This window comes from Acinetobacter sp. TUM15071 (assembly GCF_008980925.1).
Taxonomy (GTDB): domain Bacteria; phylum Pseudomonadota; class Gammaproteobacteria; order Pseudomonadales; family Moraxellaceae; genus Acinetobacter; species Acinetobacter dispersus.
On sequence record NZ_BKGB01000002.1, the window covers coordinates 185352 to 211156 of the forward strand.

22 protein-coding genes are annotated in these 25805 nt (G+C 41.1%); 10 read left to right on the forward strand and 12 right to left on the reverse strand.

Features of this window, described 5'->3' with window-relative positions:
- Positions 1-27 precede the first annotated feature (27 nt).
- Positions 28-2196 (reverse strand): TonB-dependent receptor, encoded by a 2169-nt coding sequence (locus GBI66_RS02920; protein WP_151715099.1) that lies wholly within the window; start codon positions 2194-2196, stop codon positions 28-30.
- A gap of 207 nt (positions 2197-2403) precedes the next feature.
- Here GBI66_RS02920 and mutM point away from each other — a divergent pair, with 207 nt between their 5' ends.
- Entirely contained in the window at positions 2404-3225 is an 822-nt protein-coding gene (mutM, locus tag GBI66_RS02925) for a bifunctional DNA-formamidopyrimidine glycosylase/DNA-(apurinic or apyrimidinic site) lyase (RefSeq protein WP_151715100.1), read from the forward strand.
- Between the two features lie 32 nt (positions 3226-3257).
- Positions 3258-3548 carry a peptidylprolyl isomerase gene (locus GBI66_RS02930; RefSeq protein ID WP_005150039.1) on the forward strand — a complete coding sequence of 97 codons (291 nt, stop codon included), beginning with the start codon at positions 3258-3260 and terminating at the stop codon, positions 3546-3548.
- A gap of 11 nt (positions 3549-3559) precedes the next feature.
- On the opposite strand, the gene GBI66_RS02935 is transcribed toward GBI66_RS02930, so the two are convergent.
- From GBI66_RS02935 to typA, 3 genes are all read right to left on the reverse strand, one after another.
- Positions 3560-3901: a gamma-glutamylcyclotransferase family protein gene (locus tag GBI66_RS02935; protein WP_151715101.1), complete on the reverse strand. Its 342-nt coding sequence runs from the start codon at positions 3899-3901 to the stop codon at positions 3560-3562.
- A gap of 145 nt (positions 3902-4046) precedes the next feature.
- Positions 4047-4478: a large conductance mechanosensitive channel protein MscL gene (mscL, locus tag GBI66_RS02940; protein ID WP_004652374.1), complete on the reverse strand. Its 432-nt coding sequence runs from the start codon at positions 4476-4478 to the stop codon at positions 4047-4049.
- Positions 4479-4724: 246 nt separating this feature from the next.
- Entirely contained in the window at positions 4725-6560 is a 1836-nt protein-coding gene (gene typA / locus GBI66_RS02945) for a translational GTPase TypA (RefSeq protein WP_005192901.1), read from the reverse strand.
- 176 nt (positions 6561-6736) lie between these two features.
- On the opposite strand from typA, the gene GBI66_RS02950 reads away from it, so the two are divergent.
- The 5 genes from GBI66_RS02950 to GBI66_RS19410 all read left to right on the forward strand — a co-directional run bounded on the left by GBI66_RS02950 (position 6737) and on the right by GBI66_RS19410 (position 12585).
- Entirely contained in the window at positions 6737-8095 is a 1359-nt protein-coding gene (locus GBI66_RS02950; protein WP_151715102.1) for a uracil-xanthine permease family protein, read from the forward strand.
- A 62-nt stretch (positions 8096-8157) separates the two neighbouring features.
- A complete protein-coding gene (locus GBI66_RS02955; RefSeq protein ID WP_151715103.1) occupies positions 8158-9183 on the forward strand; it encodes a class I SAM-dependent methyltransferase in 1026 nt (341 codons plus the stop codon).
- A gap of 278 nt (positions 9184-9461) precedes the next feature.
- A complete protein-coding gene (locus tag GBI66_RS02960) occupies positions 9462-10919 on the forward strand; it encodes an amino acid permease (RefSeq protein ID WP_005206090.1) in 1458 nt (485 codons plus the stop codon).
- Between the two features lie 297 nt (positions 10920-11216).
- Positions 11217-12422 carry an RtcB family protein gene (locus GBI66_RS02965; protein ID WP_151715167.1) on the forward strand — a complete coding sequence of 402 codons (1206 nt, stop codon included), beginning with the start codon at positions 11217-11219 and terminating at the stop codon, positions 12420-12422.
- Between the two features lie 4 nt (positions 12423-12426).
- On the forward strand, positions 12427-12585 hold the full coding sequence (locus GBI66_RS19410) for a hypothetical protein (RefSeq protein WP_005192918.1): 159 nt from the start codon (positions 12427-12429) through the stop codon (positions 12583-12585).
- A 131-nt stretch (positions 12586-12716) separates the two neighbouring features.
- Here GBI66_RS19410 and omp38 (GBI66_RS02970) read toward each other — a convergent pair whose 3' ends face one another.
- Together omp38 (GBI66_RS02970) and omp38 (GBI66_RS02980) are read right to left on the reverse strand one after the other, a co-directional pair.
- Positions 12717-13745, reverse strand: coding sequence for an outer membrane protein Omp38 (gene omp38, locus GBI66_RS02970; protein ID WP_151715104.1), 1029 nt, complete (start codon positions 13743-13745; stop codon positions 12717-12719).
- Between the two features lie 443 nt (positions 13746-14188).
- Positions 14189-15232 carry an outer membrane protein Omp38 gene (gene omp38 / locus GBI66_RS02980; RefSeq protein ID WP_005150024.1) on the reverse strand — a complete coding sequence of 348 codons (1044 nt, stop codon included), beginning with the start codon at positions 15230-15232 and terminating at the stop codon, positions 14189-14191.
- A gap of 365 nt (positions 15233-15597) precedes the next feature.
- On the opposite strand from omp38 (GBI66_RS02980), the gene GBI66_RS02985 reads away from it, so the two are divergent.
- From GBI66_RS02985 to GBI66_RS02995, 3 genes are all read left to right on the forward strand, one after another.
- Complete coding sequence (locus tag GBI66_RS02985) at positions 15598-16113, forward strand: GspH/FimT family pseudopilin (RefSeq protein WP_151715105.1); 516 nt, start codon at positions 15598-15600, stop codon at positions 16111-16113.
- A gap of 110 nt (positions 16114-16223) precedes the next feature.
- The gene (locus GBI66_RS02990; RefSeq protein WP_151715106.1) at positions 16224-17399 is read left to right on the forward strand and encodes a thiolase family protein; all 1176 of its coding nucleotides are present in this window, start codon (positions 16224-16226) and stop codon (positions 17397-17399) included.
- Between the two features lie 134 nt (positions 17400-17533).
- Positions 17534-17977 carry a VOC family protein gene (locus GBI66_RS02995; RefSeq protein WP_151715107.1) on the forward strand — a complete coding sequence of 148 codons (444 nt, stop codon included), beginning with the start codon at positions 17534-17536 and terminating at the stop codon, positions 17975-17977.
- A gap of 53 nt (positions 17978-18030) precedes the next feature.
- Here the strand turns inward: GBI66_RS02995 and GBI66_RS03000 are convergent, their stop codons facing one another.
- The 6 genes from GBI66_RS03000 to GBI66_RS03025 all read right to left on the reverse strand — a co-directional run bounded on the left by GBI66_RS03000 (position 18031) and on the right by GBI66_RS03025 (position 25796).
- A complete protein-coding gene (locus GBI66_RS03000) occupies positions 18031-18384 on the reverse strand; it encodes a multidrug efflux SMR transporter (protein WP_151715108.1) in 354 nt (117 codons plus the stop codon).
- A gap of 80 nt (positions 18385-18464) precedes the next feature.
- Complete coding sequence (locus GBI66_RS03005; protein WP_151715109.1) at positions 18465-18950, reverse strand: DUF934 domain-containing protein; 486 nt, start codon at positions 18948-18950, stop codon at positions 18465-18467.
- On the reverse strand, positions 18943-20586 hold the full coding sequence (locus GBI66_RS03010; protein ID WP_033133886.1) for a nitrite/sulfite reductase: 1644 nt from the start codon (positions 20584-20586) through the stop codon (positions 18943-18945). Before GBI66_RS03010 ends, GBI66_RS03005 begins: the two co-directional genes overlap by 8 nt.
- A 173-nt stretch (positions 20587-20759) precedes the next feature.
- Positions 20760-23165 carry a glucose/quinate/shikimate family membrane-bound PQQ-dependent dehydrogenase gene (locus tag GBI66_RS03015; protein WP_151715110.1) on the reverse strand — a complete coding sequence of 802 codons (2406 nt, stop codon included), beginning with the start codon at positions 23163-23165 and terminating at the stop codon, positions 20760-20762.
- A 144-nt stretch (positions 23166-23309) separates the two neighbouring features.
- Entirely contained in the window at positions 23310-24533 is a 1224-nt protein-coding gene (locus tag GBI66_RS03020) for a carbohydrate porin (RefSeq protein WP_171061108.1), read from the reverse strand.
- A 144-nt stretch (positions 24534-24677) separates the two neighbouring features.
- Complete coding sequence (locus GBI66_RS03025) at positions 24678-25796, reverse strand: CaiB/BaiF CoA-transferase family protein (protein ID WP_151715111.1); 1119 nt, start codon at positions 25794-25796, stop codon at positions 24678-24680.
- Positions 25797-25805 lie beyond the last annotated feature (9 nt).

The following is a 25805-nucleotide window of genomic DNA, read 5'->3' on the forward strand; positions in this document are numbered from 1 at the left end:
AATATTTAGGTGCTGCTTGTCCTTCATTTAGAATTGCTTGCTAACTTTAATTCCAGCACTCCAGTTACGTCCATCTGCAGGCTCGAAGACGCGACTATTGCTATCATTCACGATGACTGAACCTGCATAGTTTTTATCAAACAGGTTATCGACACGTGCAAAGCCATTAATCCCCCAATCTGCGTATTTCCATGCATATCCAGTATATACCGAAGCAACGGTATAACTTGGTGCTGCATCACTATTGATATCATCAACATAGACCTTGTCTAGATACTGAGCATCAATACCTGCATAGAAGCCTTGCTCTGGTTTCCAAGCTAAACCCATAAAGGCTTGGTTTTTAGCCACACCTGGGATTGCATTGCCCTTTTCAACAGCCTTTACAGCTCCGATGGCTGGAATAGCAGCATCAAATTTAGCATCCAAATAACCATAACTGGCATTCATTTCCAAGTCTTTCCAGAGCTTTTTATTCCATGCGAATTCAGCACCTTGGCGTATTGTTTTATCAGCATTTCTAAACGTTGAACGACCATCAGAAGTACCTGCGGAAACAATATCATCCTGAGTCTTGCTCTGGAAAACAGCCAAAGTAAAATCACCAAACGGGTTTTGCGATTTCAACCCCACTTCATAGTTATCACTTGTAGATGGTTTGAGATCGAAGTTAAACCCAGACTTTTTAGGATCAGCTTGATAAGCCATTTCTGTGAAGGTTGGGGTTTCAAAACCTTTAGCATAGCTGGCATAAGCCAACAACTCAGGTGCAATTTGCCAGCTTAAGGCAGCCGATGGTAACACCTTGTTATAATCCGTTTTATCACTATCATTGCCATTGCTTAAATAACGATCCTTAGATTTATAATGCACATTGCTATAACGCACACCAGTATCTAAACGCCAAGTCGGTAAAAACTGCCAAGAGGCTTGTAAATAGGGATCAACATTCCACAAGGTATTGTCTTCATCGCGACGCAATGTGCCTTTCACCCCATAAGACGGCGACCCATTAACAAGATGAAAGTTCTCATACCCTTTGCGGTCTTCATCCATGCTATCAACAGCAAGCCCTGCACTAAAAGTGGTATTCGGCAACAGTTCTTTACCTGTCCAACGGAAATCAGCACCATAATAATTGCGTTCAAAATCAATCACACCACCAGCGTGATTCTTATTTAGTTGTGTAGTGTTAGGGATACATTCTCGAGTGTCTTTTTTAAAACTACATCTTGGTATCGATTGATATTGAGTCACCTGACGATTGCCAAAATATGCCATGGCATACAACTCATGTTGATCATTAATCGGTTTAGACCAAGTCATACCCGTTTGCGTTTGCTCAATGTCTTTACGAACGTTATATTCATTATTCGCATCATTCACCTGACGCGGATTTTGCTGCCATTGGGTTCGATTTAGGCCTTGAGGATCATCAGCATGAATCTTGACATAGTTGGTGATCCAATTAATTTTACTACCATCATCCAAGTTCCACGTCAATTTCGCATTATTTAAGACTTTTTCTGCACTACTGTGGTCTCGATAGCCATCGGTATCAAAATACGAAGAACTGATGATATAGCTCGGTTCATTTTGATTTTTTGCACCGCCCTGTAGTACCAGACCTGCACGATTCTTGTTATGACTGCCACCCGCATAACTCATCTCAATCGAATCTTTCCCCTGACCTTCTTTGGTCGTCGCCAAGATCGCCCCACCTGATGAGTTGCCATATAGTGATGAGAATGGGCCTGTTAACACCTCAAGATGGCTGAGACTACTTAAGTCTATATTTGAAGTCTGCCCCTGACCATCTGGCATCGTTGCTGGAATACCATCGGTATATAAGCGGATTCCACGCACACCAAAGGTAGAGCGCGCACCAAAACCTCGCATCGAGAGCTGCAAATCTTGAGCGTAATTTTCACGATTGCGTAATTGCACACTTGGAATACCTTTGACCACTTCGGTTAAGTTCACCTGCGCAGATTGATCATTCTGAGGCATATCTACTCTAAAGATCGACGCAGGGGTTTCCATATAAGTGGTATCGGTACGTGTTGCTTCAACTTTAATCGTTGGAAGCTGTACTGCAGGTTCTGCATTCGGTGCAGCAGCCCAAACAAGGGAGTTGCTTAACCCCATACACATTGCAACACAACCGTATAAAAGGTTAATTTTCGGTAACGGCATGAAGATTCCTTATTTCTCAAAATTTCAAAGAAAGGCTTTTTAAAAGTAAGAGTCTGATTATTTTATATTTATCTTACACATTTAACTTTAGCTAAAACCATCAATCACGTTACTGATCTGCATTAGCAAATAAAATTAAATACCGTCATAATTGTAAGTGAAACATTTACCCTCATTGTATTGTTGTTGAAACAACTTGAGCTCATTATGCCCGAACTTCCTGAAGTTGAAACCACAAAAACCAGCCTACTCCCCTTGTTAGAGCAACGTGTGCAAGCGGTAAAAGTCTTGAATGCAAGCTTACGTTGGCCGATTCCCAATGATCTTGATAAATTAGTTGGGCAACGCTTAACCCAGCTTAAACGTCGTTCTAAATATATCTTGGCAGAATTTGAACAAGATCAAATGCTTTGGCATTTGGGAATGTCTGGTAGCTTTCGTCTTTGTCAACCCAGTGATGAATTGAGAAAACATGATCACCTCATCATTGACTTTGAAGATCAGCAACTTCGTTACCACGACCCACGACGCTTCGGCTGCATCCTATGGTTAGACCAAGCCAATCAAACCAAATTGATTGATACACTCGGTCCTGAACCACTGAGTGAAGACTTTAACGCAGCTTATTTACGCGAAAAACTCAGTAAAAAAAATGTCGGCATTAAAATTGCTTTGATGGATAATCATGTGGTGGTTGGTGTCGGCAATATTTATGCGACTGAAAGTTTATTCAATATCGGAGTTCATCCAGCACAGCCTGCTTCATCACTCAGCAAAGTACAAGTGGAGAAGTTGGTTATTGAAGTTAAACGTATCTTAAAACAAGCGATTGATTTAGGGGGTTCAACTTTACGTGACTATAGCAATGCCATGGGCGAAAATGGTTACTTCCAACAAACCCTTTTAGCATATGGTCGTGCGGGTGAGATGTGCGTGAATTGTGAAACCACCTTGGAAAACTTGAAGCTAGGACAACGTGCCAGCGTATTCTGCCCACAATGCCAACCACTGAAGTTAAAGAAAGCGTAAGCGAATTAAGATGTAATTAAGGAGGACAAATCATGCAAACAGCGATTGTTCGACACATTCTAGTCAAAGATAAAGATTTAGCTGAGCAGCTAAAAAAGCGCATTCAGTCAGGTGCTGATTTTGCTAAAGTTGCCAAACAATATTCGACCTGTAACTCTGCAAAACGTGGCGGTGAACTTGGCGAAGTAAAAAAGGGACAGCTAGTTTCAGTAATTGATAAACTGGTCTTCACCGCTGCCGAACGTATTCTACACGGTCCGATTAAAAGCCAGTTTGGTTTCCATTTGGTCGAAGTTAAATTCCGTATGGATAGCCTGAGATAGCCCGATTGAGCTTAATGATTTGAATCACGTGCTTTCATCACATAAGTCCATGCTTGGATTGTCTCACCTGTAGCCAATTTAACTTCTACGACTGCTCTTTGATATTGCATACCTTCAAAATCATCGAGCATCTGCCAGTTTTGTTCTAATTTTTCTGTGCTAAATAAATATCCTTCAACCAAAGGATCTGCCTCATTCAACACGATTGCAGGTAAACCTTGATCTGGCCCCCAATCAAGAATATGCACAGTTCCATGTACAAAGGCTTGCTGCCACTCTCCACCAATCTCTCCCAAAATATGTGAATTTTCTCTATTTGGGCAAAGTGTGCCATATACAAATAACCGATTCATGATTGTTTCCCCAAGCAATATGCACAGCATCTTAAAATGAAATCATGCAAGTTTCCATGTCAAAAATGATGAATTCTTTAACAACATCATGTTTTATAGACAATAAAAAACGGCATTAAAAATGCCGTTTTCACTCAAGATTGCTTTAACCTTGTTTTTTTAATTCATCACGAATTTCACGTAACAATTGAACATCTTCTGGTGTTGCTTCAGGCTCAGGTGCAGCCTCTTCTTGTTTACGGATACGGTTCATCACTTTAACCAACAAGAATACAACCCATGCTAATAACAAGAAGTTAATCAGGATCGTTAAGAAGCTACCATAAGCAAATACATTCAGCCCTGCATCCTGTGCCGCCTTCAAGGTCGTCACATTGTTCGGGTTATCGCCGAGGATAAGGAACCAGTTGGTGTAATCTACATCACCACCCAAGATCCAAGAGATCACAGGCATCACGATATCTTTCACTAGTGAATCAATGATTTTACCGAACGCACCACCAATGATGACACCAATCGCTAAATCCATCATATTGCCTTTGATGGCAAATTCTTTAAATTCTTTAATAATACTCATCTATAACTCTCCAGAGTTGAACTTGATCGCAGCCTGTTTTTGCATTGTTTATTACACAGGGGCAGTTATCCACATAATGTTGATAATTTAATATTTTTATCAAAAAAAGAAAGTTATTTCACACTTTAACAACACTTTTTATTTTAATAAAAATATGTGCTTAAGCATCTCTCGACCATTAAGTTTATGCAATAAAAAACCGCTAAATAAATTTAGCGGTTTTTTTCATTTTTCAGTGAAGAAAAATTATTTATCGCGGTTACGCTTACGTTCGTTTTCAGTCAAGTAACGCTTACGAATACGAATCGATTTTGGTGTAACTTCAACTAATTCATCATCTTCAATGAATTCAAGCGCTTGTTCAAGCGTATATTCCATTGCAGGTGTTAAAGTCAAAGCTTCATCAGTACCTGATGCACGAACGTTAGTTAACTGCTTCGCTTTAGTTGGGTTAACAACCATGTCATCAGAACGAGAGTTAATACCGATGATCATACCTTCATATACTTCTAACTGTGGTTTAGCGAATAAACGACCACGGTCTTGAAGTGTGAAGAGTGCATAGCCCAAACAAGTACCTTGAACCATAGAGATCAATACACCGTTTTGACGCTTCGCAACAGTACCTGCTTTTGCTGGACCGTAATGCGAGAAGCTTGATGTCATGATCCCTGTACCAGAAGTCATGGTTAAGAATTCAGAACGGAAACCAATCAAACCACGTGAAGGTACAGTTGCTTCAATACGGATACGGCCTTTACCGTCAACTTCCATATTGGTCATCTCACCTTTACGGAAGCCCATTTGTTCCATTACAGAACCTTGGTGTTGTTCTTCAACGTCAAAAGTTACATTTTCGTATGGCTCTTGTTTTTCGCCATCGATTTCTTTCATGATCACTTGTGGACGTGATACGCCCATTTCGAAGCCTTCACGACGCATGTTTTCAATAAGAACTGAAAGGTGAAGCTCACCACGACCAGAAACTTTGAAACGGTCTGGACTGTCAGTATCTTCAACACGTAATGCTACGTTATGAATCAATTCGCGATCAAGACGCTCACGAATGTTACGTGAAGTTACAAATTTCCCTTCTTTACCAGCAAAAGGAGAGTTGTTGACTTGGAATGTCATCGAAACTGTAGGCTCATCTACAGACAATGGCGGTAAAGCTTCAACATTTTTCGGATCACAAATCGTGTCAGAAATATTTAATGCATCAATACCTGTAATACACACGATATCGCCTGCAGATGCTGTTTCAACATCAACACGCTCTAAACCATGGTAACCCATGATTTTTAAGATACGACCGTTACGAGTCTTACCTTCTTTATCAATTACAGTAACTTGAGTGTTTAATTTTACTGAACCACGTTGGATACGACCAACACCGATTACACCTACGAAACTGTTATAGTCAAGTGATGAAATCTGCATTTGGAATGGACCATCAACATCAACTGCTGGTGGTTCAACGATATCTACGATCGTTTGGAATAACGGGGTCATGTCTTCCGCTAATTCTTCTGGTGAAGGACCAGCAACACCGCGTAAGCCTGAAGCATAAACGATTGGGAAGTCTAACTGTTCGTCAGTACCACCAAGGTTATCAAACAAATCAAATACTTGATCGATAACCCAATCTGGACGCGCGCTTGGCTTGTCGACTTTGTTGATAATAACGATTGGCTTCAAACCACGCGCGAACGCTTTTTGCGTTACGAAACGAGTTTGTGGCATTGGACCTTCTTGTGAGTCTACAAGAAGCAATACGCAGTCAACCATCGACATTACACGTTCAACTTCACCACCGAAGTCGGCGTGTCCCGGGGTATCCACAATGTTGATGCGATATTCAGTGTTTGTACGGGCATCTAACCATTTGATTGCAGTGTTTTTTGCAAGAATGGTAATACCACGTTCAGACTCAAGCGCGTTAGAATCCATAACACGTTCAATCTCGCCTGCGCGATCACCAAGAGCACCTGATTGTTGTAAAAGTTTGTCTACAAGAGTCGTCTTACCATGATCGACGTGCGCAATAATGGCAATGTTACGGAGAGTTTTAATATCTGACATGTAAAATTCGATACGCTTTAAATTTGAGGGCAAATTATACAGAAGAATCCTAAACTTTAGTAGTGACAGTTTATTGACAGAGCACTTTTTTTCTGACGAAGTGTTATAGAATCGTTGGTAAAGCGAGCTAACTCTATTAGAATATTCCACTAATGCCTCTCGCTTTTTATACTCCCATGTCGAATTCACAGCCTCAGCAACAACTTGATCTGGTCTACGGACTCAATGATCGCCCGAAACCTTTTGTTGCATTTTTAGCCGCACTACAACATCTTTTAGCGATTTTAGTCCCGATTGTCACCCCTGGTTTACTCATTTGTTTGGCATTGGGCGTGTCGCGCGAAGACACCAATATGATCTTATCGATGTCGTTGATCATCTCGGGAATTGCGACCTTTTTACAATGTAAGAAAGTTGGTCCCTTTGGTGCAGGACTTTTAATTGTTCAGGGCACAAGTTTTAATTTTATCGGTCCAATTATTGGTATTGGTAGTGCAATGGTTGCTACGGGTACGCCCGTTGAACAAGTCATGGCAGCCATTTTTGGTGTTGTGATTGCAGGTTCATTTATTGAAATGGGCGTTTCTCGAATTTTACCATGGGTAAAAAAGCTGATTACTCCCTTAGTCACAGGTATCGTGGTGCTGTTGATTGGTCTTACTTTGATTAAAGAAGGCCTGATTAGCATGGGCGGTGGTTATACTGCAATGCAGGACAATACCTTTGCCAATGCAGATAACCTGATTATGTCATGTACCGTACTTGGCATTATTATTCTATTGAATCGTATCAAAATTATTTGGGTGAAAAGTTCAGCAATCTTAATTGCACTCGTGATTGGCTATATTCTTGCTGGATTCATGGGCCATTTAAACTTTTCAGTACTCAATGATGCACCTTTAATTCAAATTCCAACACCGATGCATTTTGGACTCAGCTTCTCGTGGAGCTTATTCATTCCAATGGCATTTATCTATCTCGTTACTTCACTTGAAGCAATTGGTGATGTTACGGCAACCAGTAAAATTTCAAATCAGCCTGTGGATGGTCCTGTTTGGATGCAACGCATTAAAGGTGGCGTACTGGTCAATGGTGCTAACTCTTTCTTAGCAGGTATCTTTAACACCTTCCCAAGCTCGGTATTTGCCCAAAATAATGGCGTGATTCAATTGACTGGTGTCGCAAGTCGCTATGTCGGTATCTGGATTGCCGTACTCTTGGTGATTTTAGGCTTATTCCCTGCAGTTGCGGCTGTGATTCAAGCCGTGCCTCAAGCGGTATTAGGTGGTGCTGTCATGGTGATGTTTGGGGCAGTTGCTGCTTCTGGGATCAATATTCTTTCCAGTATTCACCTTGACCGTCGTGCTTTGTTAATTATTGCGATTTCGCTCGCTTTGGGTTTAGGTGTTGCACAAGTCCCTCAAATCCTTGAGCACCTTCCTGAATTATTTAAGAATATTTTTAGTTCAGGCGTCGCAACAGGCGGTATTGCAGCCTTGATTTTGAATATTGTTTTACCTGAAACACATAAATAATCGTCCAACCATCACAAGTGCCCAGTTTCACGACTGGGCTTTGTTTTTGATGAGAGATCAAAATGGATCCACGTAGTGAAGTTGTCATCAGACAGCAAGATTATTTAAGCGGGCAAGTTTTACTGATTAATGCCCCAAATGATCAACTCGCCAAAAATTTACCCAATAAAGTCCAAGCCTCAGTATGGACTTGGAATTATGCTGATCATCAAGGTTTTATCAGCTCTGGAATTCGCTCTCATTTTTCCGTGGAATTCCCACAAGCAACGTTTGATCAGGTTGTTATTTTTGTTCCCAAGTCAAAAGAACTCCTGAATTATATTCTGCACGTTGTGGTTAGCCATTTAAAACTTGATCAAAATATTTTTCTGGTTGGTGAAAAAAAAGGCGGCGTTGAGCGAGCAGCAAAACAATTATTGCAATATGGCAAAACACTGAAACTTGACAGTGCACGTCACTGCCAACTTTGGCAAATGAAGATCGAAAGAACAGAGCAGTTAAAACCACTTGAACACTGGTTAAAAACTTATACAGTTCAAATAGATCAAGAACAGTTAAATATCTGTGCCTTGCCTGGTGTATTTAGTCAAGATCATTTAGATGTCGGAACAGCCGTATTAGTCCCTTACCTTAGTCAAGTAAAATCAGGTAAGATTGCCGACTTTGGTTGTGGCGCTGGAATTATTAGTGCCTATTTGGCCAAACTAGATTCGAATCGGCAAATTTTTGCACTTGATGTTGATGCATTTGCATTACGGTCTACTGAGCTGACCTTTCAACGAAATGGTCTGAATTTAACTCAGTTAAATCTCCAAGCTGTCACTGGTTTTGTAGATGCACCGAATGATTTAGATGCGATCGTCAGCAATCCGCCTTTTCATCAGGGAATTCATACCAATTACGATGCAAGTGAGGAACTTTGCCAACGTGCGAAAAGACACCTGAAAAATTCAGGTGAATTATGGATTGTAGCAAATCGTTTTCTAAACTACCCTCCTCTGATTGAACAAAGCTTTGGTGAATGTCTGGTGAAAGCCGATCAACAAGGATTCAAGGTGTTATATGCCTGTGCAAACAGGGTCAGCTGATACTTTATCTATGGTTGCGGCAGAGAATATTTTTTAGGCGGTATAAGGCTTGGTTGATGAAATTTAGTGATTCTAAATGAGTCAGCCATAACGCTATAGCGGCAAAAAATATTCCTGCCCCGAAGGGTTATGGTTGAAATTCCCTCACTCTTCGTTATGAAACTTAGCAATAGAGTCGCTATTACTTTCGTTTCATGCCTTGATTGATGAAATTTCAGCCTATAACGCAACCCAGATATAAAGTGTCAACAGACCCTTATACAGTTTAAGGAATTTTTATGAGCGATACATCTGCTCCTCAACACCTTCAGCGGAAGCTCGGGGCTCGACACCTGAACATGATTGCCATTGGTGGATCGATCGGCACAGGCTTATTCCTTGCTTCAGGTTCAACCATTGCCACAGCAGGCCCTGGTGGTGCGTTATTGGCCTATGCCCTCATCGGTATCATGATTTATTTCTTGATGACCAGCTTGGGTGAGTTAGCCACGCACAATCCAACGTCTGGTGCATTCTTTACCTATGGTAGCCGCTATGTCGAAGATGGCTTTGGTTTCGCCTTAGGTTGGAACTATTGGTATAACTGGGCGATTACAGTTGCCTTTGAACTGGTTGCAGTTCAGTTCATTATGAAGTTTTGGTTCCCTGATATTCCAGGCTTCTACTGGAGCGCCATTTTCCTTGCCATCATTTTTGGAATTAACGCCTTAACAGTAAAAGGTTTTGGTGAAAGTGAATTTTTATTCTCTTTGATCAAAGTGATTGCGATTATCGTGTTTATCATCATTGGTATCTGGATGATTTTTAAAATCATGATGACACCCAATGTATCGGTATTTCAGCACTGGACTTATAAAGAAGCACCTTTTGTCGGTGGTTTGCAAGCCTTAATCGGTGTGGCCATGATCGCTGGATTCTCCTTTCAGGGAACTGAAATGGTTGGAGTTGCCGCAGGTGAATCGAAAGATCCTAAAAAGACTATTCCATTGGCAATTAAACAAATCTTCTGGCGTATTTTACTGTTCTATATCCTTTGTATTTTCATCATCGGTACGTTAGTCAGCTATGATGATCCACTACTATTAAAAGCAGCACAAAGTGAAGATATTGCCCTCTCACCATTCACTTTATTGTATGAAAAAGCAGGCTTTGCCTTTGCAGCAAGTTTGATGAATGCGGTTATTCTGAGTGCGATCTTATCGGCTGGTAACTCGGGCATGTATTCTTCTACCCGTATGCTATTTGATATGGCAAAACAAGGTCGTGCACCTAAGTGGTTCTCAAGACTGGATGGCCGTGGCGTACCAATGAATGCACTCTATGCGACCACTGCGGTTGCTGCACTGTGCTTCCTGACCACCTTTATTGGCGAGAAACAAGTCTTTAACTGGTTACTCAACATGTCTGGAATGTGTGGTTTCATTGTTTGGCTAGGTATTGCGATTTCACACTACCGTTTCCGTAAAGGTTATATTGCTCAGGGTTATAAAGTTGAAGATCTGGCTTACCGTGCCAAATTCTTCCCATTTGCACCTTGGTTTGCATTTATTCTTTGTTCAATCATCATCTTAGGTCAAAACTACCAAGCTTTACTTGGCGGAAAAATTGACTGGTTAGGTTTAATTTCAACCTATATTAGTATTCCATTATTCTTGGCGATTTGGCTGGGTTATAAGTGGAAACACAAGACCAAACTGATTGCATATAAAGACATGAATGTGAAAGAAGGCGAATAAAAAACCGCTTTTTTACTTGACCCAATTGAAAATATGAGTAAAATCTCGCTCATATTTTCAACGGCACCATATGATAGGAGGACGACAACATGCCATTACCACAAGGAACCACACAATAAGGTTTGGCACTGTCGACTCACGGACAAGTGTACAAATCGATTGATCACTTGTCCGAATGCTCTATTCAACCTAGCATTCGCTAGGTTTTTTTATGCCTATTCGGACGAAAAATAAAGAGGGTCTGTTGACGCAAACATCTGTGAAATGCCAACAGCTCCTCCTACCCGAGACAAGAAAATGGGCATACAAAAAATACTCAATGCAGATGCACAATATGGCGTTCCAGTGAAAATCTTCACGAACGATATTGATAGCGAAAGTATTGAACAACTGAAAAAAATGGCAAAACTGCAATTTGTTTATTCACATATTGCCGTGATGCCTGATGTACATGTGGGTAAAGGCGCTACCGTAGGCAGTGTAATTCCGACCAAACACGCAATCATTCCTGCCGCTGTAGGTGTTGATATTGGTTGTGGTATGAATGCTATACGGCTCAATCTAAAAGCTTCACAGCTTCCAGACAACCTTGCATCACTACGTCATGCAATCGAACGCAAAGTCCCTGTAGGCTTTGAATTACACAAACAGGTGAAAGCAAAAGCTTCAAGTATCATTCCACTTGAAAAACGCTTACAACCCATCATTAAAAAACATCCTGGCTTGGTTCGAATGTTAAGAAAGTTTGATGCAACTTGGCAAAAACAACTAGGAACTTTAGGTGGTGGTAATCACTTTATCGAACTCTGCCTCGATGAAAATCAGGATGTCTGGGTGATGCTACATTCAGGCAGTCGCGGCTTAGGCAATGTCATTGGTACCTATTTCATCGAACTCGCCAAGAAAGAAGCTCAACATCGATTTGGACATGTACCAGATAAAGATTTGAGCTATTTTGCGGAAGGTTCAAATAGCTTTAACGATTATGTGGAAGCGGTTGAGTGGGCACAGGAATATGCGTTTGAAAATAGACGTGAAATGATGCGTCTGATTTTAGAAGCGATTCGTCCACTGCTCCCGCCCTTCCAGATGACCAAAGAAGCAATTAACTGTCATCACAATTATGTCAGTCGAGAACAACACTTCGGTGAAGATTTACTCATCACTCGTAAAGGTGCAATTCGAGCGGGACTCGATGAGTTAGGAATAATCCCTGGTTCAATGGGTGCACGCTCCTATATTGTTAAAGGCAAAGCTGAACCTGATTCATTCTGCTCATGTTCACATGGTGCAGGACGAAAAATGAGCCGCAGTAAAGCCAAACTACTATTTAGTCAGGAGGATTTGATTCAACAAACTCAAGGTATCGAATGCAGAAAAGACAGTGCGGTAATCGATGAGATCCCAGCTGCCTATAAAGATATTGATCAAGTTATGGCAAACCAATCTGACTTGATTGAAATCGTACATACGCTTAAACAGATTTTATGTATCAAAGGATAATCAAATGAAATTCAAAGAAATGCCAAAAATTAAAGCGCGTAATCCCGTAGCGCTTTCTCCTCTTTTACACAAAGGTGGAGTGCATGAAACCGAAAAACCTCGAGCACAACATCGTCGTGAAAGACAAAACACGAAACAGCAGCTTAAAAAGGAAGTTTGGTAGCTTATAAGCAATACCACTTAAGCAAACACCTCACCATTCAGGAGTAATCAAAATGTCTAACCATCTGAATTCTGCGAATAAAAAAAGCGACTCTAACGAGTCGCTTTTTTTATTCGGTTCAAAAACTCAAATTATTGAGCTTGTTGACCTGGTTGTACAAGAACAGTACGGCTACCAGTGATCGCAGCGAATACGCGACGGTTCATAGCACGACCTTCTTTAGTTTTGTTGTCAGCAATCGGTTGATCCCAAGCGAAACCTTGAGTAGACAAACGAGATGCATCAACGTTGTATTCATTTACAAGTGAAGATTTAACAGAGTTAGCACGCGCTAAAGATAAACGTTCGTTTAACTTACGTGGACCAGTGTTATCTGTGTGACCTTCAATACGAGCAGTCGCATTCGGGTATTCAGCTAACTTCTCTGCAACTTTAGCAATTTCAGTTTTGTATTGTGGCTTGATGTCAGACTTGTTCGTATCGAAGAATACGCGAAGTTCCATGTTAAGGTCTTCAGTCAACTCTTGTGGTTGTGGAGCAACTGGAGTTGGTTCAACTGGAGCAACTTCTACGACTGGCGCAGCAGGTTTCAAGTGACCACCAAGAACTACGTTTAAGCCAGCAAGAGCTGTATAGTTCCAGAACTTCTCATCAAAATGGTAAGTACCACGAGCTTCAGTACGAAGAGATAAAGCATCGTTTAAGCGCCAGAATACACCACCACCAGCATTCGCTAATGTACCTTCTTGCTTACCACCATAAATATCATCACCTTCGTATTTGTAGTGACCAGCACCAGCTAATACGTATGGCTTGATTTTGCTATCGTAGTTTTTAGTAATCAAATCAGATGTTACATAAGCATTAGCAGCAATATTACGACCTTTATAGTCGTTATTTGTACTTGTATCACCTTTAATTTGACTATATTCAACTTCAGCACCTAACCAAGGTGTAATTTCAACACCAAGCGCAGCACCAACGAATAAATCATCTTCAAGTTCTGCACCTGGAGTTAACTGACCTTTATCGCCACGGTTGTTATGTTCAGTATCGAACATTGTATAACCAAGCATTAACGGAGTTACTGTTACGCCTGCGTTCGCAGCAGCTAAAGGAGCAGCAACAAGCATAGCAAGTGCAATACGACTCAATTTCATGGATATCCTCCAAAAACAAAAAATTGTTTGTTCTCTAAAATTCTAATAGCTTTTGAATACTGAGAAATAGTCTTATTGTATCTTTTTCAGTCATTCACCTTATGTGAAATCATACAAATACCAGATCAATTTTCCAAGTATTTGGCAACATTTAATCAGCAGCTACTGAAAATGACTTAATTTCCCGCCCAAAAAACTAGAAACTCTAATTTTACAGCATCTAACAGGCCGTGAGAGCTTATCACTTTTTAATCAAAATTTTAACAAGCTATCAAAATCTTTTCAATAAAACTAAAGAATTCTCACAAGCGATCTAAAGTTAAGGCAAGATTATGCCAGTTTTTAGCTGTTATGTTTTAGTTTTACATCAATGCTACAAAAACCTATGTCGATAAAAAAGCGACTCTGACGAGTCGCTTTTTTATTCAGTTCAAAAACTCAAATTATTGAGCTTGTTGACCTGGTTGTACAAGAACAGTACGGCTACCAGAAATCGCAGCGAATACGCGACGGTTCATAGCACGACCTTCTTTAGTTTTGTTGTCAGCAATCGGTTGATCCCAAGCGAAACCTTGAGTTGTCAAACGAGTTGCATTCACGTTGTATTCATTTACAAGTGCAGATTTAACAGAGTTAGCACGCGCTAAAGATAAACGTTCGTTTAACTTACGTGGACCAGTGTTATCTGTGTGACCTTCAATACGAGCAGTCGCATTCGGGTATTCAGCTAACTTCTCTGCAACTTTAGCAATTTCAGATTTGTACTGTGGCTTGATGTCAGACTTGTTCGTATCGAAGAATACGCGAAGTTCCATGTTAAGGTCTTCAGTCAACTCTTGTGGCTGTGGAGCAACTGGAGTTGGTTCAACTGGAGCAACTTCTACTACTGCTGCAGCTGGTTTCAAGTGACCACCAAGAACTACGTTTAAGCCAGCAAGTGCTGTATAGTTCCAGAAGTCTTCATCGATGTTATATGTACCACGAGCTTCAGTACGAAGAGATAAAGCATCGTTTAAGCGCCAGAAAGCACCAAAACCAGCATTACCTAAAGTACCTTCTTCTTTATTACCACGAGTACCACGGTTTACATCATCAAACGTATATTTGTAGTGACCAGCACCTAACAATACATATGGCTTGATTTTGCTGTCATAGTTTTTAGTGATCAAATCAGAAGTAACATAGAAGTTACCGTTGATTTGTTGTTGCTTGTATTCAGCGTTTGCAGCTGCTGCATCAACATCACCTTTAACTTGGTTATATTCAGCTTCGAAACCTAACCATGGAGTTAATTCGATACCTAATGCAGCACCAACAAATAAATCATCCTGAAGCTCAGGACCATTTGTTAAATGCTTATCGCCATTATTATGTTTAGTGTCTTGGAATGTGTAACCAAGCATTAACGGAGTTACTGTTACGCCAGCATTCGCAGCAGCTAAAGGAGCAGCAACAAGCATAGCAAGTGCAATACGACTCAATTTCATGGATATCCTCCAGAGATAACAATTGTTTGTTGTGTAAGCTAAGCCTATGATTTTTCGCCCCTAGAACAAGAATGTTCTACAGCATTATTTTAAGCCATTCACTTCACTTTGAATCATACAAACACTTGACGAATTTTCCAAGTGCTTGATAACTTTAACCTCGTAAATTATTGACAAAATTTCTTACAATTTCCGTTGTAGTTCAGTAAATTTTCAATTCCCATTAGATATCTTAATAGATTAATGTTCTAGAGCTTATGTTTTTTAGAATATCTTAACTTTTTTTTTAGTCATGCTGATCAGCGAAGAAAATTCAATCTAACACACTGTTAATAAAAAAGTTAATAAAAATAAACAGGTAAAATATGTTTAAACCTTCTGGCTTTACCTTGATTGAGTTAATCATCACCATTGGAATTCTGGCAATTTTAAGTACACTTGCAATCCCTTATTTCCGTGACTTGATGATCTCAAGTGAAGTGAACCAGCTTAAAAGAATCCTCACAATTCATATACAAAAAGCAAAGACTGATGCGCAACTTTATCATAAAAATGTGATGCTGTGCCCAAGTTCAGATCTTGAGAATTGCCATAAAGATTGGAATAAAGGCTTTATCGGATTTATTGATAGCAATAGAAATCAGCGCCGCGATCAAGGGGAAACCTTACTCTTTAGTTCGCCTCTCAATCACAAATACGGTTACCTCGGCTTTAAGTCATTCGGTCAATCCTCCAACTATCTTATTTTTCAAGCAGAAAATGGACTTCCTTTCGCTTCCAATGGCAGTTTTGTCTACTGTTCAGAGTCACCACAGCACCATACTAAAATTGTTTTAAGCCGGATGGGCAATATACGTTTTGAAAAACTATCCACTTGCTAAAAACTCTTCAGTCTAGCCTAAAATAGTTAAAACGCTTTATTCCAATCCTTTTTTTACTATACTGCTTAAGTTTGGAACATTTTTATAAATTATAAGTGTGGAGACACATCATGACTGATATCGTAATTGTTAATGGCGCGCGTACAGCGATGGGCGGCTTCCAAGGTGCATTATCTGGTGTAACTGCGCCAGAATTAGGTGCTGTTACCATTAAAGAAGCAATTGCGCGTTCTGGTCTACAACCGACTGACGTAGAAGAAGTAATCATGGGTTGTGTTTTACCCGCTGGCTTAAAACAAGGTCCAGCGCGTCAAGCTATGCGAAAAGCAGGTTTACCAGACTCTACTGGTGCAGTGACCATTAACAAGCTTTGTGGTTCTGGCATGAAAGCGGTGATGCAAGCAGCAGACATGATTAAAGCAGGTAGCGCAGAAATCGTCGTCGCTGGTGGTATGGAATCGATGACCAATGCGCCATATGTATTACCGAAAGCACGTGCTGGCTATCGCATGGGTCATGGCGAGATTAAAGACCACATGTTCCTAGATGGCTTGGAAGATGCTGAAACAGGTCGTTTAATGGGTTCATTTGCTCAAGATATGGCAAATAAGCGCAGCTATACACGCGAACAAATGGATGACTTTGCTATTCGTTCATTAAAACGTGCACAGAAAGCGATTACTGAAGGTTACTTTAAAGATGAGATTGTTCCCGTAACAGTTTCTACTCGCAAAGGTGATGTGGTTGTTGATCAAGATGAACAACCATTAAGTGCAAAGATCGATAAAATCCCATCATTAAAACCCGCTTTTGCAAAAGACGGTACCATTACTGCTGCCAATGCGAGTTCAATTTCTGATGGTGCTTCCGCACTGGTATTAACGTCAAGTGATGTTGCTGCACAACGTGGTTTACAACCTTTGGCAAAGATTCTTGCAACTGCGTCAAACTCTCAACACCCATCTGAATTTACGATTGCCCCTGTCGGTGCAATTGAAAAAGTATTGAAAAAAGCAGGCTGGGATGCACAAGACGTTGATTTATGGGAAATCAATGAAGCATTTGCAATGGTTACCATGTGCCCAATCGATGATTTCAAATTAGATGCTGAAAAAGTTAATATTAATGGTGGTGCTTGTGCATTAGGTCACCCTGTTGGTTCTACTGGTTCACGTATCATCCTGACATTGATTCACGCGCTTAAGCGTACTGGCGGTAAGAAAGGTGTTGCAGCCTTGTGTATCGGTGGTGGTGAAGCGACAGCTGTTGCGATTGAATTGATCTAAATATTTTTCAATCTGTTCAAAAGAATCCTGCTTGATGCAGGATTTTTTATTTTTAGGATTACAAAAAATAATGCACCTATAGTCAAAATATCGATAAGTTATGCTGTGTATAAAAAAACAACAAGGAGTACATCATGCAACTTAATCATTATCTAAATTTTAAAGGACAAACAGAACAAGCATTCAACTTTTATAAATCTGTGTTTGGTGGTGAATTTGCCATGCTCAGCCGTTATGGCGATATGCCACCCACTGAAGGCGTCAGCCTTTCAGAAGCGGATAAAAACTTGGTTTTACATGTTTCCTTACCGATCAATGAATTTACCGTATTGATGGCTTCAGATGTTAATGATCAATTCTGCGCTCAAAATAGTGTCTTCACTCAAGGCAATAACCACTATATTTCAATTAATCTTGATCCGGATGAACAAGACGAGGCACAACGATTATTCGATGCCTTGTCTGCAAATGGTCAAATTGAAATGCCTTTAGACAAGACCTTCTGGGGTGCACTCTATGGTGCTTTTACCGATCAGTTTGGGATCAAATGGATGATCAATTGCCAGTTAGATGAGTGAGTTAAATCCATGAAACATGGCTTCATAGAAATACATCGTTATTTCTATGAAGACTACACATCAATATTGGAATACTGCGCAATAATCATAAGTCCAATCGTAATAAAGCCGATGCCAACCCAACCCGCTAAATCAATATGCTGCCCTAAAAAGACCTTAGCCAAAGCAGCAGTTGCAATAACACCAAGCCCCGACCACAGCACGTATAAAATCCCAGCCTGCATATATTTCAAAGCAATCGCAGCACACGCAAAAGAGATTAAGTACAAAATCAATGCAATGCCTTGATCGAATTTATTCACTAAACCATTGCCCTTTGCAGAATAAAATGTAGATAGCACATCAGCGGCAATCGCAAAAAGTAACCACACCACCCCAGGATTTATTTTTGAAATAAAGTTCAACATTTTATTCTTCAATTGATTTACTAAAACCATACCCCATAAAAAAGCTGAACCGTAGTTCAGCTTTTTTGATCTCTAGCGACTTATGCACCAGTCTGATAGCTCGCCTGAGGCACAGCAGTTGAAGCTTGATACGGATTGGTAAAATCTTGAAGCCCAGCAGCAGCTTCATGAATATCTTTACCTTCTTTCACAACAAAAGTATCAAAGCCAGAACGTTTTAAATAATTTAAAACATCCTTAAAGATATCACCGACTGCGCGTAACTCACCTTGATAACCTTGACGACGTAATAACGCAGCGAATGAATAGCCACGACCATCATTAAAACCAGCAAATTCAATAAAAATGGCATCTAGCTCATTCAATGGAAATTGATGTGTTTCAGGTGAATCATTCACAGTAATGTAAAGCGCCTTTTTGCCTTGTACATTTGCCAATTGATCCAACTGCGCAGTTGTTACAACCACGTCACCTTGTGGAAGTACACCATCGTCTGCAATGACTTGATAAGTATTGTCTGCAATTGTGCCATCTTTAAAGAGCACTTGTAGCGTTGTATTAAGCATAAGCACGCTCCTTAAATGGTTGAATACCAACACGGCGATATGTATCGATAAAACGCTCACCTTCAGTACGTAAGTCAAGGTAAGTATTCAAAATCTCATCAATCACATCTGGCACGACTTCAGCTGCAAAAGAAGGTCCTAAGATATCACCGAGTGATGCATCATGATCTGCATGACCACCTAAAGTGATTTGATAGAATTCCGCGCCTTTCTTATCGACACCTAAAATACCGATATTACCGACATGGTGGTGACCACACGCATTCATACAACCCGAAATATTCAAATCGAGTTCACCAAGGTTGTAAATGGTGTCTAGGTCATCAAAACGACGGCTGATCGCTTCTGAAATTGGAATCGATTTCGCATTTGCCAATGAACAGAAATCACCACCCGGGCAGCAGATAATATCGGTAATAAAGCCGATATGTGCACGTGCCATGTCGCTGTGTTCAAGCGTTTGCCACAATTCAAATAGATCTTTCTGCGGCACATCAACCAATGAAATGTTCTGTTCGTGCGTGGTACGGAACTCACCGAAAGTATATTTATCGGCTAAGTCAGCAATTAAGTTCATTTCTTCACTGGTGACATCACCAGGTGCAATACCCGCACGCTTTAAAGAAATCGTAACGATGCGATAACCTTTCACTTTATGTGCATTGGTATTAACGTTAAACCACTGTTTGAATTTCGGATGTGCAGCGAATAAGTCTGTGAAGTCTTGATCTTCTAAATCTTGATAATCAAATGGTGTAAATTCTTCATCCAATTTTTTCAAGATTTCAGGTTGAATCTTCAATGCTTCACGCGTGTGCTCAAATTCAGCTTCCACTTTTTGTGCAAACACTTCTGGTGTCAAAGCTTTCACCAAAATTTTGATACGCGCTTTGTATTTATTATCACGACGGCCATGTAAGTTATAGACACGTAAGGTCGCTTCTAAATAAGCAATTAAATCTTCGCGTGGTAAAAATTCACGGATCACGCTACCAATAATCGGGGTACGGCCCAGACCACCACCGACCATGATTTTATAGCCCATCTCACCTGCATCATTACGAACCAGATAAACACCGATGTCGTGGAATGCTGTTGCAGCACGGTCTTTTTCTTCTAAAGCAGATACTGCAATTTTGAACTTACGTGGCAAGAAAGCAAATTCAGGGTGAAACGTACTCCACTGGCGAATCAGCTCACAGGTCGGACGTGGGTCAGCAATCTCACCTGCAACCACACCAGCAAACTGGTCAGTGGTGGTATTACGGATACAGTTACCCGAGGTTTGTACGGCATGCATTTGTACCGTTGCTAGCTCAGCTAAAATGTCAGGTACATTTTCCAATGCAGGCCAGTTCAACTGAATATTTTGACGAGTTGAAACGTGGGCATAACCACGATCGTACTCTGTCGCAATTTCAGCAATTTTTCTGAGTTGTTTAGTATTCATCAAGCCATACGGCACAGCGATACGGAGCATAGGTGCATAACGTTGCACGTACAGACCATTTTGCAAACGTAATGGACGATATTCGTCTTCTGTTAATTTTCCAGCTAAATAGCGTTCTGTTTGATCGCGAAACTGAGCAACACGTTGGTTAATCAGTTGTTGATCGAAATCCGTATATAAATACATGGCGTATGGCTAGTCATTCATTATAAAGGCGACTAGCATAGCGAGCTTTTATTCATCAACAAAATGCTTTTTTTGCATATTTAATAACGGTTTTATTGATAAGCCTATCTAATTGCCACAAAAAGAAAAAGCCCAGACGAATCTGAGCTTTGACAATCAATTTCTAAATGAAATTAGTTCTTATCTGGCAATGCATAAGCGACCAAATAATCCCCCATTTTAGTGCCGAATGAACCATGTCCACCGGCCATAATCACCACATATTGTTTGCCATTGGCTTCATACGTCATTGGTGTTGCTTGTCCACCCGCAGGTAAACGTGCTTCCCACAACTTATCACCATTTGAAACATTAAAGGCACGAATGTAGTTATCTTGGGTTGCACCGACAAACATCACATTACCCGCAGTCGAAATCGAACCGCCTAAACCTGGTACACCAATTTTCACTGGTGGTAACTGGAACAAGGTTGGCAAGCTGTCACGAATGGTACCAATACGTTTTTTCCATACCACTTCATGTGTTTTTAAGTCCACACCAGCGACAAAGCCCCAGCCTGGTTGTTTACATGGTAAACCCAATGGAGATAGGAACGGACTGATATCAACACCGTATGGCGTACCATACATTGGTTGCATGCCCTGCTCAGTACCAGCACCACGCGCCACAGGTTGGCGGTTTGGATCGGCTGGAATTAAACGACTCACGAATGGCAAGCCAATCGGGTTCATGACTGCGACCTGACGATCAGCATTCACTGACATCCCACCCCACTCAAATACACCTAAGTTTCCTGGGAATACCAAGGTTCCATTTTCAGAAGGTGGTGTATAAATACCATCGTAATTCAGACGTTTAAATTTCACACGACACATCAACTGATCAAACATGGTGGCACCCCACATGTCTTTATCCGTCAATTTATCTTTCGGTGCTAAATCAAAGTCAGAGAATGGTTGAGTTTTTGAGTAGAACTCACCTTTGGTTTGTGGTCCCCATTTCACAGTTTGCGGAACAGGCTTCTCGGTAATTGGTACAATCGGCTGACCATTACGACGGTCTAAAACAAAGGCATTGCCTGTTTTAGTCAATACATAAATCGCTGGAACTGTTTGACCTGATTTATCTTGAATATCGGCCAATGACGGTTGAGATGGTACGTCCATATCCCACAAATCATGATGTGTGGTTTGGAAGTGCCAGACCAGTTTACCTGTCGTAGCATTGATCGCCAGCATTGAGTTGGCATAACGCTCTTTCAACTCAGTACGATCTCCACCCCAGATATCTGGTGTACCCACACCTGTTGGGACATAGACGATATCTAGTTTTGAGTCATAGGCAAGTGGCGCCCATGCGTTTGGTGAATTATGAACAAATTGAGTGTCTTGACCAGGCATTGTATTTGGATCAGCTGCGCCTGTATCAAATACCCACAATAATTTACCTGTGTTCACGTCATAACCACGAATTACACCTGATGGCTCTTTATTCGAATGGTTATCGGTCACTGAACCTGCAATCACCACAGTAGTACCAGAAACCACACCCGGAGATGTTGGGTTATAACCACCTGGATAAGCATATGGCATGAATTCTTGTAAATTCACTTCGCCATTTTGACCAAAGTCAGAACATGCTTTACCAGTATCTGCATTAACTGCAACTAAACGACCATCATTCACAGGAACAAAGACTTTACGCGGACACTCGGTTGAGGTCGACTTTTTCGCCTGTAAGCTGGTTGCAAATTCAGTAGTATTGGCAGCATCGTAGTACATCACACCACGACAAGTTAAATGCTGGAAGGTTTTATCGGTTTTGAGCTTAGGATCAAAACGCCATTTTTCCTTACCTGTCGCAGGGTCAATCGAAATTAAATGTTGATGTGGTGTACACATAAACATGTTATTGCCGATCTTGATTGGTGTTACTTGGTTAGTGGTTTCACCCGAATCATTTTCAGTTCGGAAATCACCAGTACGTAATGTCCAAGCCACTTTAAGATCTTTGACGTTTTTATCGTTGATCTGTGTCAATGGAGAATAACGTTCCCCCCCCTGACTACGACCATATGCAGGCCAATCTTCAGGGGCAATGCCATCTACTGCTTTCGCTTGTGCTGGCTGTGGCGTTTGAATCACACCATTAATTTCTTGTGGATCATTAAAGATCGAGTACACCATCACCACAATTGCAATGGCTAAAGTCGATGACAATGCCACTTTACTTGAAGTGAGGTTATCAATCCCACGTGTCACCGCTGGAATGAGTAACCACAAACCTAAGATGCCAATGATATCAAGGCGTGGTGCCAGTGCCCAGAAGTCGGTCCCAACTTCCCATACACCCCAAACCACACTACCTAACATCAATGCCGCATAAACCCATAATGGACCTGAGGCACGTTTATAGAGTTGTACTGCTACAATCAGCAACAGCACGCCTGCAATTACATAATAAAAAGACCCGCCAATTGCTGCGAGCCAGATACCGCCAACGAGCAAGAACAATGCAATGAGGGCGATAATCACCACCGTCAAGGTTCTAAGCCCAGATTTTGAAGCAGATTGATTCATATGATCACCTTGCATCTTTTATATTTTAGATCCATAAAAAGCAAATAAAGTCTCTTTTTATGGTCGAGTTCAAATCACAACAAGAACTTTGCAGATATCGCCCATCGTATGAACTGCATCTGCAAAATTGCTCGAGTATCAAAATTAGAAAATGGTTTGGAACTTAATACCGCCAACCCAAGTCTTATCCCCGTCCTTCAATGCACCAACATGGTGGACATATTGAATATTTGGACGGATGGTGAGCCAGTTGGTGGCATGAATGCCGTAATACAGCTCAGTGTTATATTCTTCATCCAATAGACTATTGTTTTTGTCATTGGCGTGAATGCGGGCAACACCTAAGGCAATCTCATCTTGAGGACGTTGATCCAACAAACCTTTATAGACCAATCCAACATTTTGCATGTCTTTGATGGCATTGGTTTTAGAATCATGCACTGTGACATTGACAAAACCAGTCAAACCGCGATCTGACTGACCATCATGACGAGTTAACTGTTGTTTCGCAGTAAACCAGCCGCCTTGTTTATGTCCAGTCTTGGCAGGATTCTCGATTTCTGCAGCATCCGCGGTACTGTAGTAATAACCAAAACGATATTCACCTGGCAGAGCAAGTGCACCCAGTTTAGGATTCCAGACCACTTCTGCTGGAATAATCGCACCACGAGAGCCATCGGTACTTAGGTTAAAACCTTTGCCACGCTGCAAATTCTCAGGGTTATATTCATATGCTCCGATTTGTGCATAAAGATCTGGCTGTAGGTTATATTTGACACGCAATGCCCATTGGCTCACAGGCCAGTTGTACCATTGGTCACCAACCCAGTTGCCCACTTGAGAACCACATAGTGATAAGTTCTGGAAATCACAGTTAAAACTGTTGAAATCTTCACCTTCACCGAAACGACCCACTTTAATATCTAAAGCTTGATCTAAAAATTTCTTTTTGATCCAGAGATCGGTTAAGCGCCACGTTTGACCACGCCCCCAAACTTCTTGTACAGAACTTTGGTGACCTTGTAAGCCATCTGCAGTTTGTGACAAAGACTGGCCATCACGGTATGTAACCGTGATCTGAGCCTCAGTATCTTGCCAACCTAAAATTTTATTTAGGTCGAAGTTTGTACCCAACGCCAATTGTCCAGTGAATTCACTGCCATGACTTGAATATTGTTTAGAATCTAAAACCCCTGCAAATTCACCTGTGTAATCAGCAGAAAATTTGTAACCCTGTTCTTGCAACGCAGTGCGTTGACCGTTCCAATCACCAAACAGCCATTGACCATTTGGGTCAAATGCGGAAGATGCTGCTTGAGTATGTTGTGTGAAAAGACTCAATGATAGAACGGATAAACAAGAAACAATCAAAGATTTAGAGATTGTCATGTTTACGTAACCTTTTATGTTATTGTGTATAAAAGGTTACTCTCATTTTTAAATTACAACTTATTCAAAATGTTAACAATCTGTACAATATTTTAACAATCAGTGATAAGTCGCACATATTTTCTACCATTTACCCTCACCTAAACCCTGACCAATAAAGGCATACTTCATTTGCGAACGGGAAAACTTGATCGGACAGGCCAATTGGGGCTCAGTTTGTGATGCATTTTCAGATACTGGCACATCAACCACCCACCCTCTTTGTTGAGCCATTGGCGAGACCAAAGCTTCATCCAGACTGAGAACTGGTTCTACACAAATATCCAAGCGTTGGAACAGCTGTTGCCATTCAGCAAAGTTTTGTGTTTTAAACTTTTCCTGCAAAGCTTGCTTTACCGCTTGACGATCTTCAGGGTCAAACGATGTTCCTTTTGCAAGCAGTACAGGTAATTCTAGTGCTGTAGCCAAGCCTGTCATAAATTGTGGCTCTAAACTTCCCACTGAAAAATAGCGACCATCTTTGGTTTGATAATAATCATAGAAGCTTGCACCATTCAGCATTCCCGCCTCTGGCGCTTGTGGCGTTTGCCCTGCTAGACTTGCAGAAGCGGCCATACTATTCAGACTCGCCACACAATCAGTCATCGAAATATCAAGATATTGCCCCAGACCACTGCGTTGACGCTCGACCACAGCCGCAAGAATACCAATCACTGCATGCAAGGAACCACCTGCCACATCGGCAATTTGAATGCCCAAGGGTGGCGGTCCACCCTCTTGACGACCACTATGCCCAGACACGCCTGCCAATGCTAAATAGTTAATGTCGTGTCCTGCCCGATCTTTATAAGCCCCTGTTTGACCATAACCTGTAATCGAACAATAGATAAGTCGTGGATTAATCTCGGCTAAAGTCTCATAGTCCAAGCCCAAACGGCGCATCACATCTGGACGAAACTGTTCAAGCACAATATCGAACTCAGAGATTTTATTTTTGATCAGTTCAATATTGGCTGCATCTTTGAGATCAAGGGCAATCGACTGCTTATTCCGATTCAGATAACTGTGCGCAGTGGCCTGACCATTGGCATAGGGTGGCATAATCCGTACAAGGTCTGGACGAGTCGGTGATTCCACATGGATAACTTCTGCACCCATGTCGGCAAGGTACATACTGGCAAATGGCCCTGGTAATAAAGTCGAAAAATCGAGGACTTTCAATCCCTTTAGTGCAGATGGCATAATAATTTT

Bases quoted from the DNA above. Each gene is read 5' to 3' on its own strand.
- GBI66_RS02920 (WP_151715099.1), bottom strand. From the start codon at position 2,196: ATGCCGTTACCGAAAATTAACCTTTTATACGGTTGTGTTGCAATGTGT.
- mutM (WP_151715100.1), top strand. From the start codon at position 2,404: ATGCCCGAACTTCCTGAAGTTGAAACCACAAAAACCAGCCTACTCCCC.
- GBI66_RS02930 (WP_005150039.1), top strand. From the start codon at position 3,258: ATGCAAACAGCGATTGTTCGACACATTCTAGTCAAAGATAAAGATTTA.
- GBI66_RS02935 (WP_151715101.1), bottom strand. From the start codon at position 3,901: ATGAATCGGTTATTTGTATATGGCACACTTTGCCCAAATAGAGAAAAT.
- mscL (WP_004652374.1), bottom strand. From the start codon at position 4,478: ATGAGTATTATTAAAGAATTTAAAGAATTTGCCATCAAAGGCAATATG.
- typA (WP_005192901.1), bottom strand. From the start codon at position 6,560: ATGTCAGATATTAAAACTCTCCGTAACATTGCCATTATTGCGCACGTC.
- GBI66_RS02950 (WP_151715102.1), top strand. From the start codon at position 6,737: ATGTCGAATTCACAGCCTCAGCAACAACTTGATCTGGTCTACGGACTC.
- GBI66_RS02955 (WP_151715103.1), top strand. From the start codon at position 8,158: ATGGATCCACGTAGTGAAGTTGTCATCAGACAGCAAGATTATTTAAGC.
- GBI66_RS02960 (WP_005206090.1), top strand. From the start codon at position 9,462: ATGAGCGATACATCTGCTCCTCAACACCTTCAGCGGAAGCTCGGGGCT.
- GBI66_RS02965 (WP_151715167.1), top strand. From the start codon at position 11,217: ATGGGCATACAAAAAATACTCAATGCAGATGCACAATATGGCGTTCCA.
- GBI66_RS19410 (WP_005192918.1), top strand. From the start codon at position 12,427: ATGAAATTCAAAGAAATGCCAAAAATTAAAGCGCGTAATCCCGTAGCG.
- omp38 (WP_151715104.1), bottom strand. From the start codon at position 13,745: ATGAAATTGAGTCGTATTGCACTTGCTATGCTTGTTGCTGCTCCTTTA.
- omp38 (WP_005150024.1), bottom strand. From the start codon at position 15,232: ATGAAATTGAGTCGTATTGCACTTGCTATGCTTGTTGCTGCTCCTTTA.
- GBI66_RS02985 (WP_151715105.1), top strand. From the start codon at position 15,598: ATGTTTAAACCTTCTGGCTTTACCTTGATTGAGTTAATCATCACCATT.
- GBI66_RS02990 (WP_151715106.1), top strand. From the start codon at position 16,224: ATGACTGATATCGTAATTGTTAATGGCGCGCGTACAGCGATGGGCGGC.
- GBI66_RS02995 (WP_151715107.1), top strand. From the start codon at position 17,534: ATGCAACTTAATCATTATCTAAATTTTAAAGGACAAACAGAACAAGCA.
- GBI66_RS03000 (WP_151715108.1), bottom strand. From the start codon at position 18,384: ATGTTGAACTTTATTTCAAAAATAAATCCTGGGGTGGTGTGGTTACTT.
- GBI66_RS03005 (WP_151715109.1), bottom strand. From the start codon at position 18,950: ATGCTTAATACAACGCTACAAGTGCTCTTTAAAGATGGCACAATTGCA.
- GBI66_RS03010 (WP_033133886.1), bottom strand. From the start codon at position 20,586: ATGTATTTATATACGGATTTCGATCAACAACTGATTAACCAACGTGTT.
- GBI66_RS03015 (WP_151715110.1), bottom strand. From the start codon at position 23,165: ATGAATCAATCTGCTTCAAAATCTGGGCTTAGAACCTTGACGGTGGTG.
- GBI66_RS03025 (WP_151715111.1), bottom strand. From the start codon at position 25,796: ATGCCATCTGCACTAAAGGGATTGAAAGTCCTCGATTTTTCGACTTTA.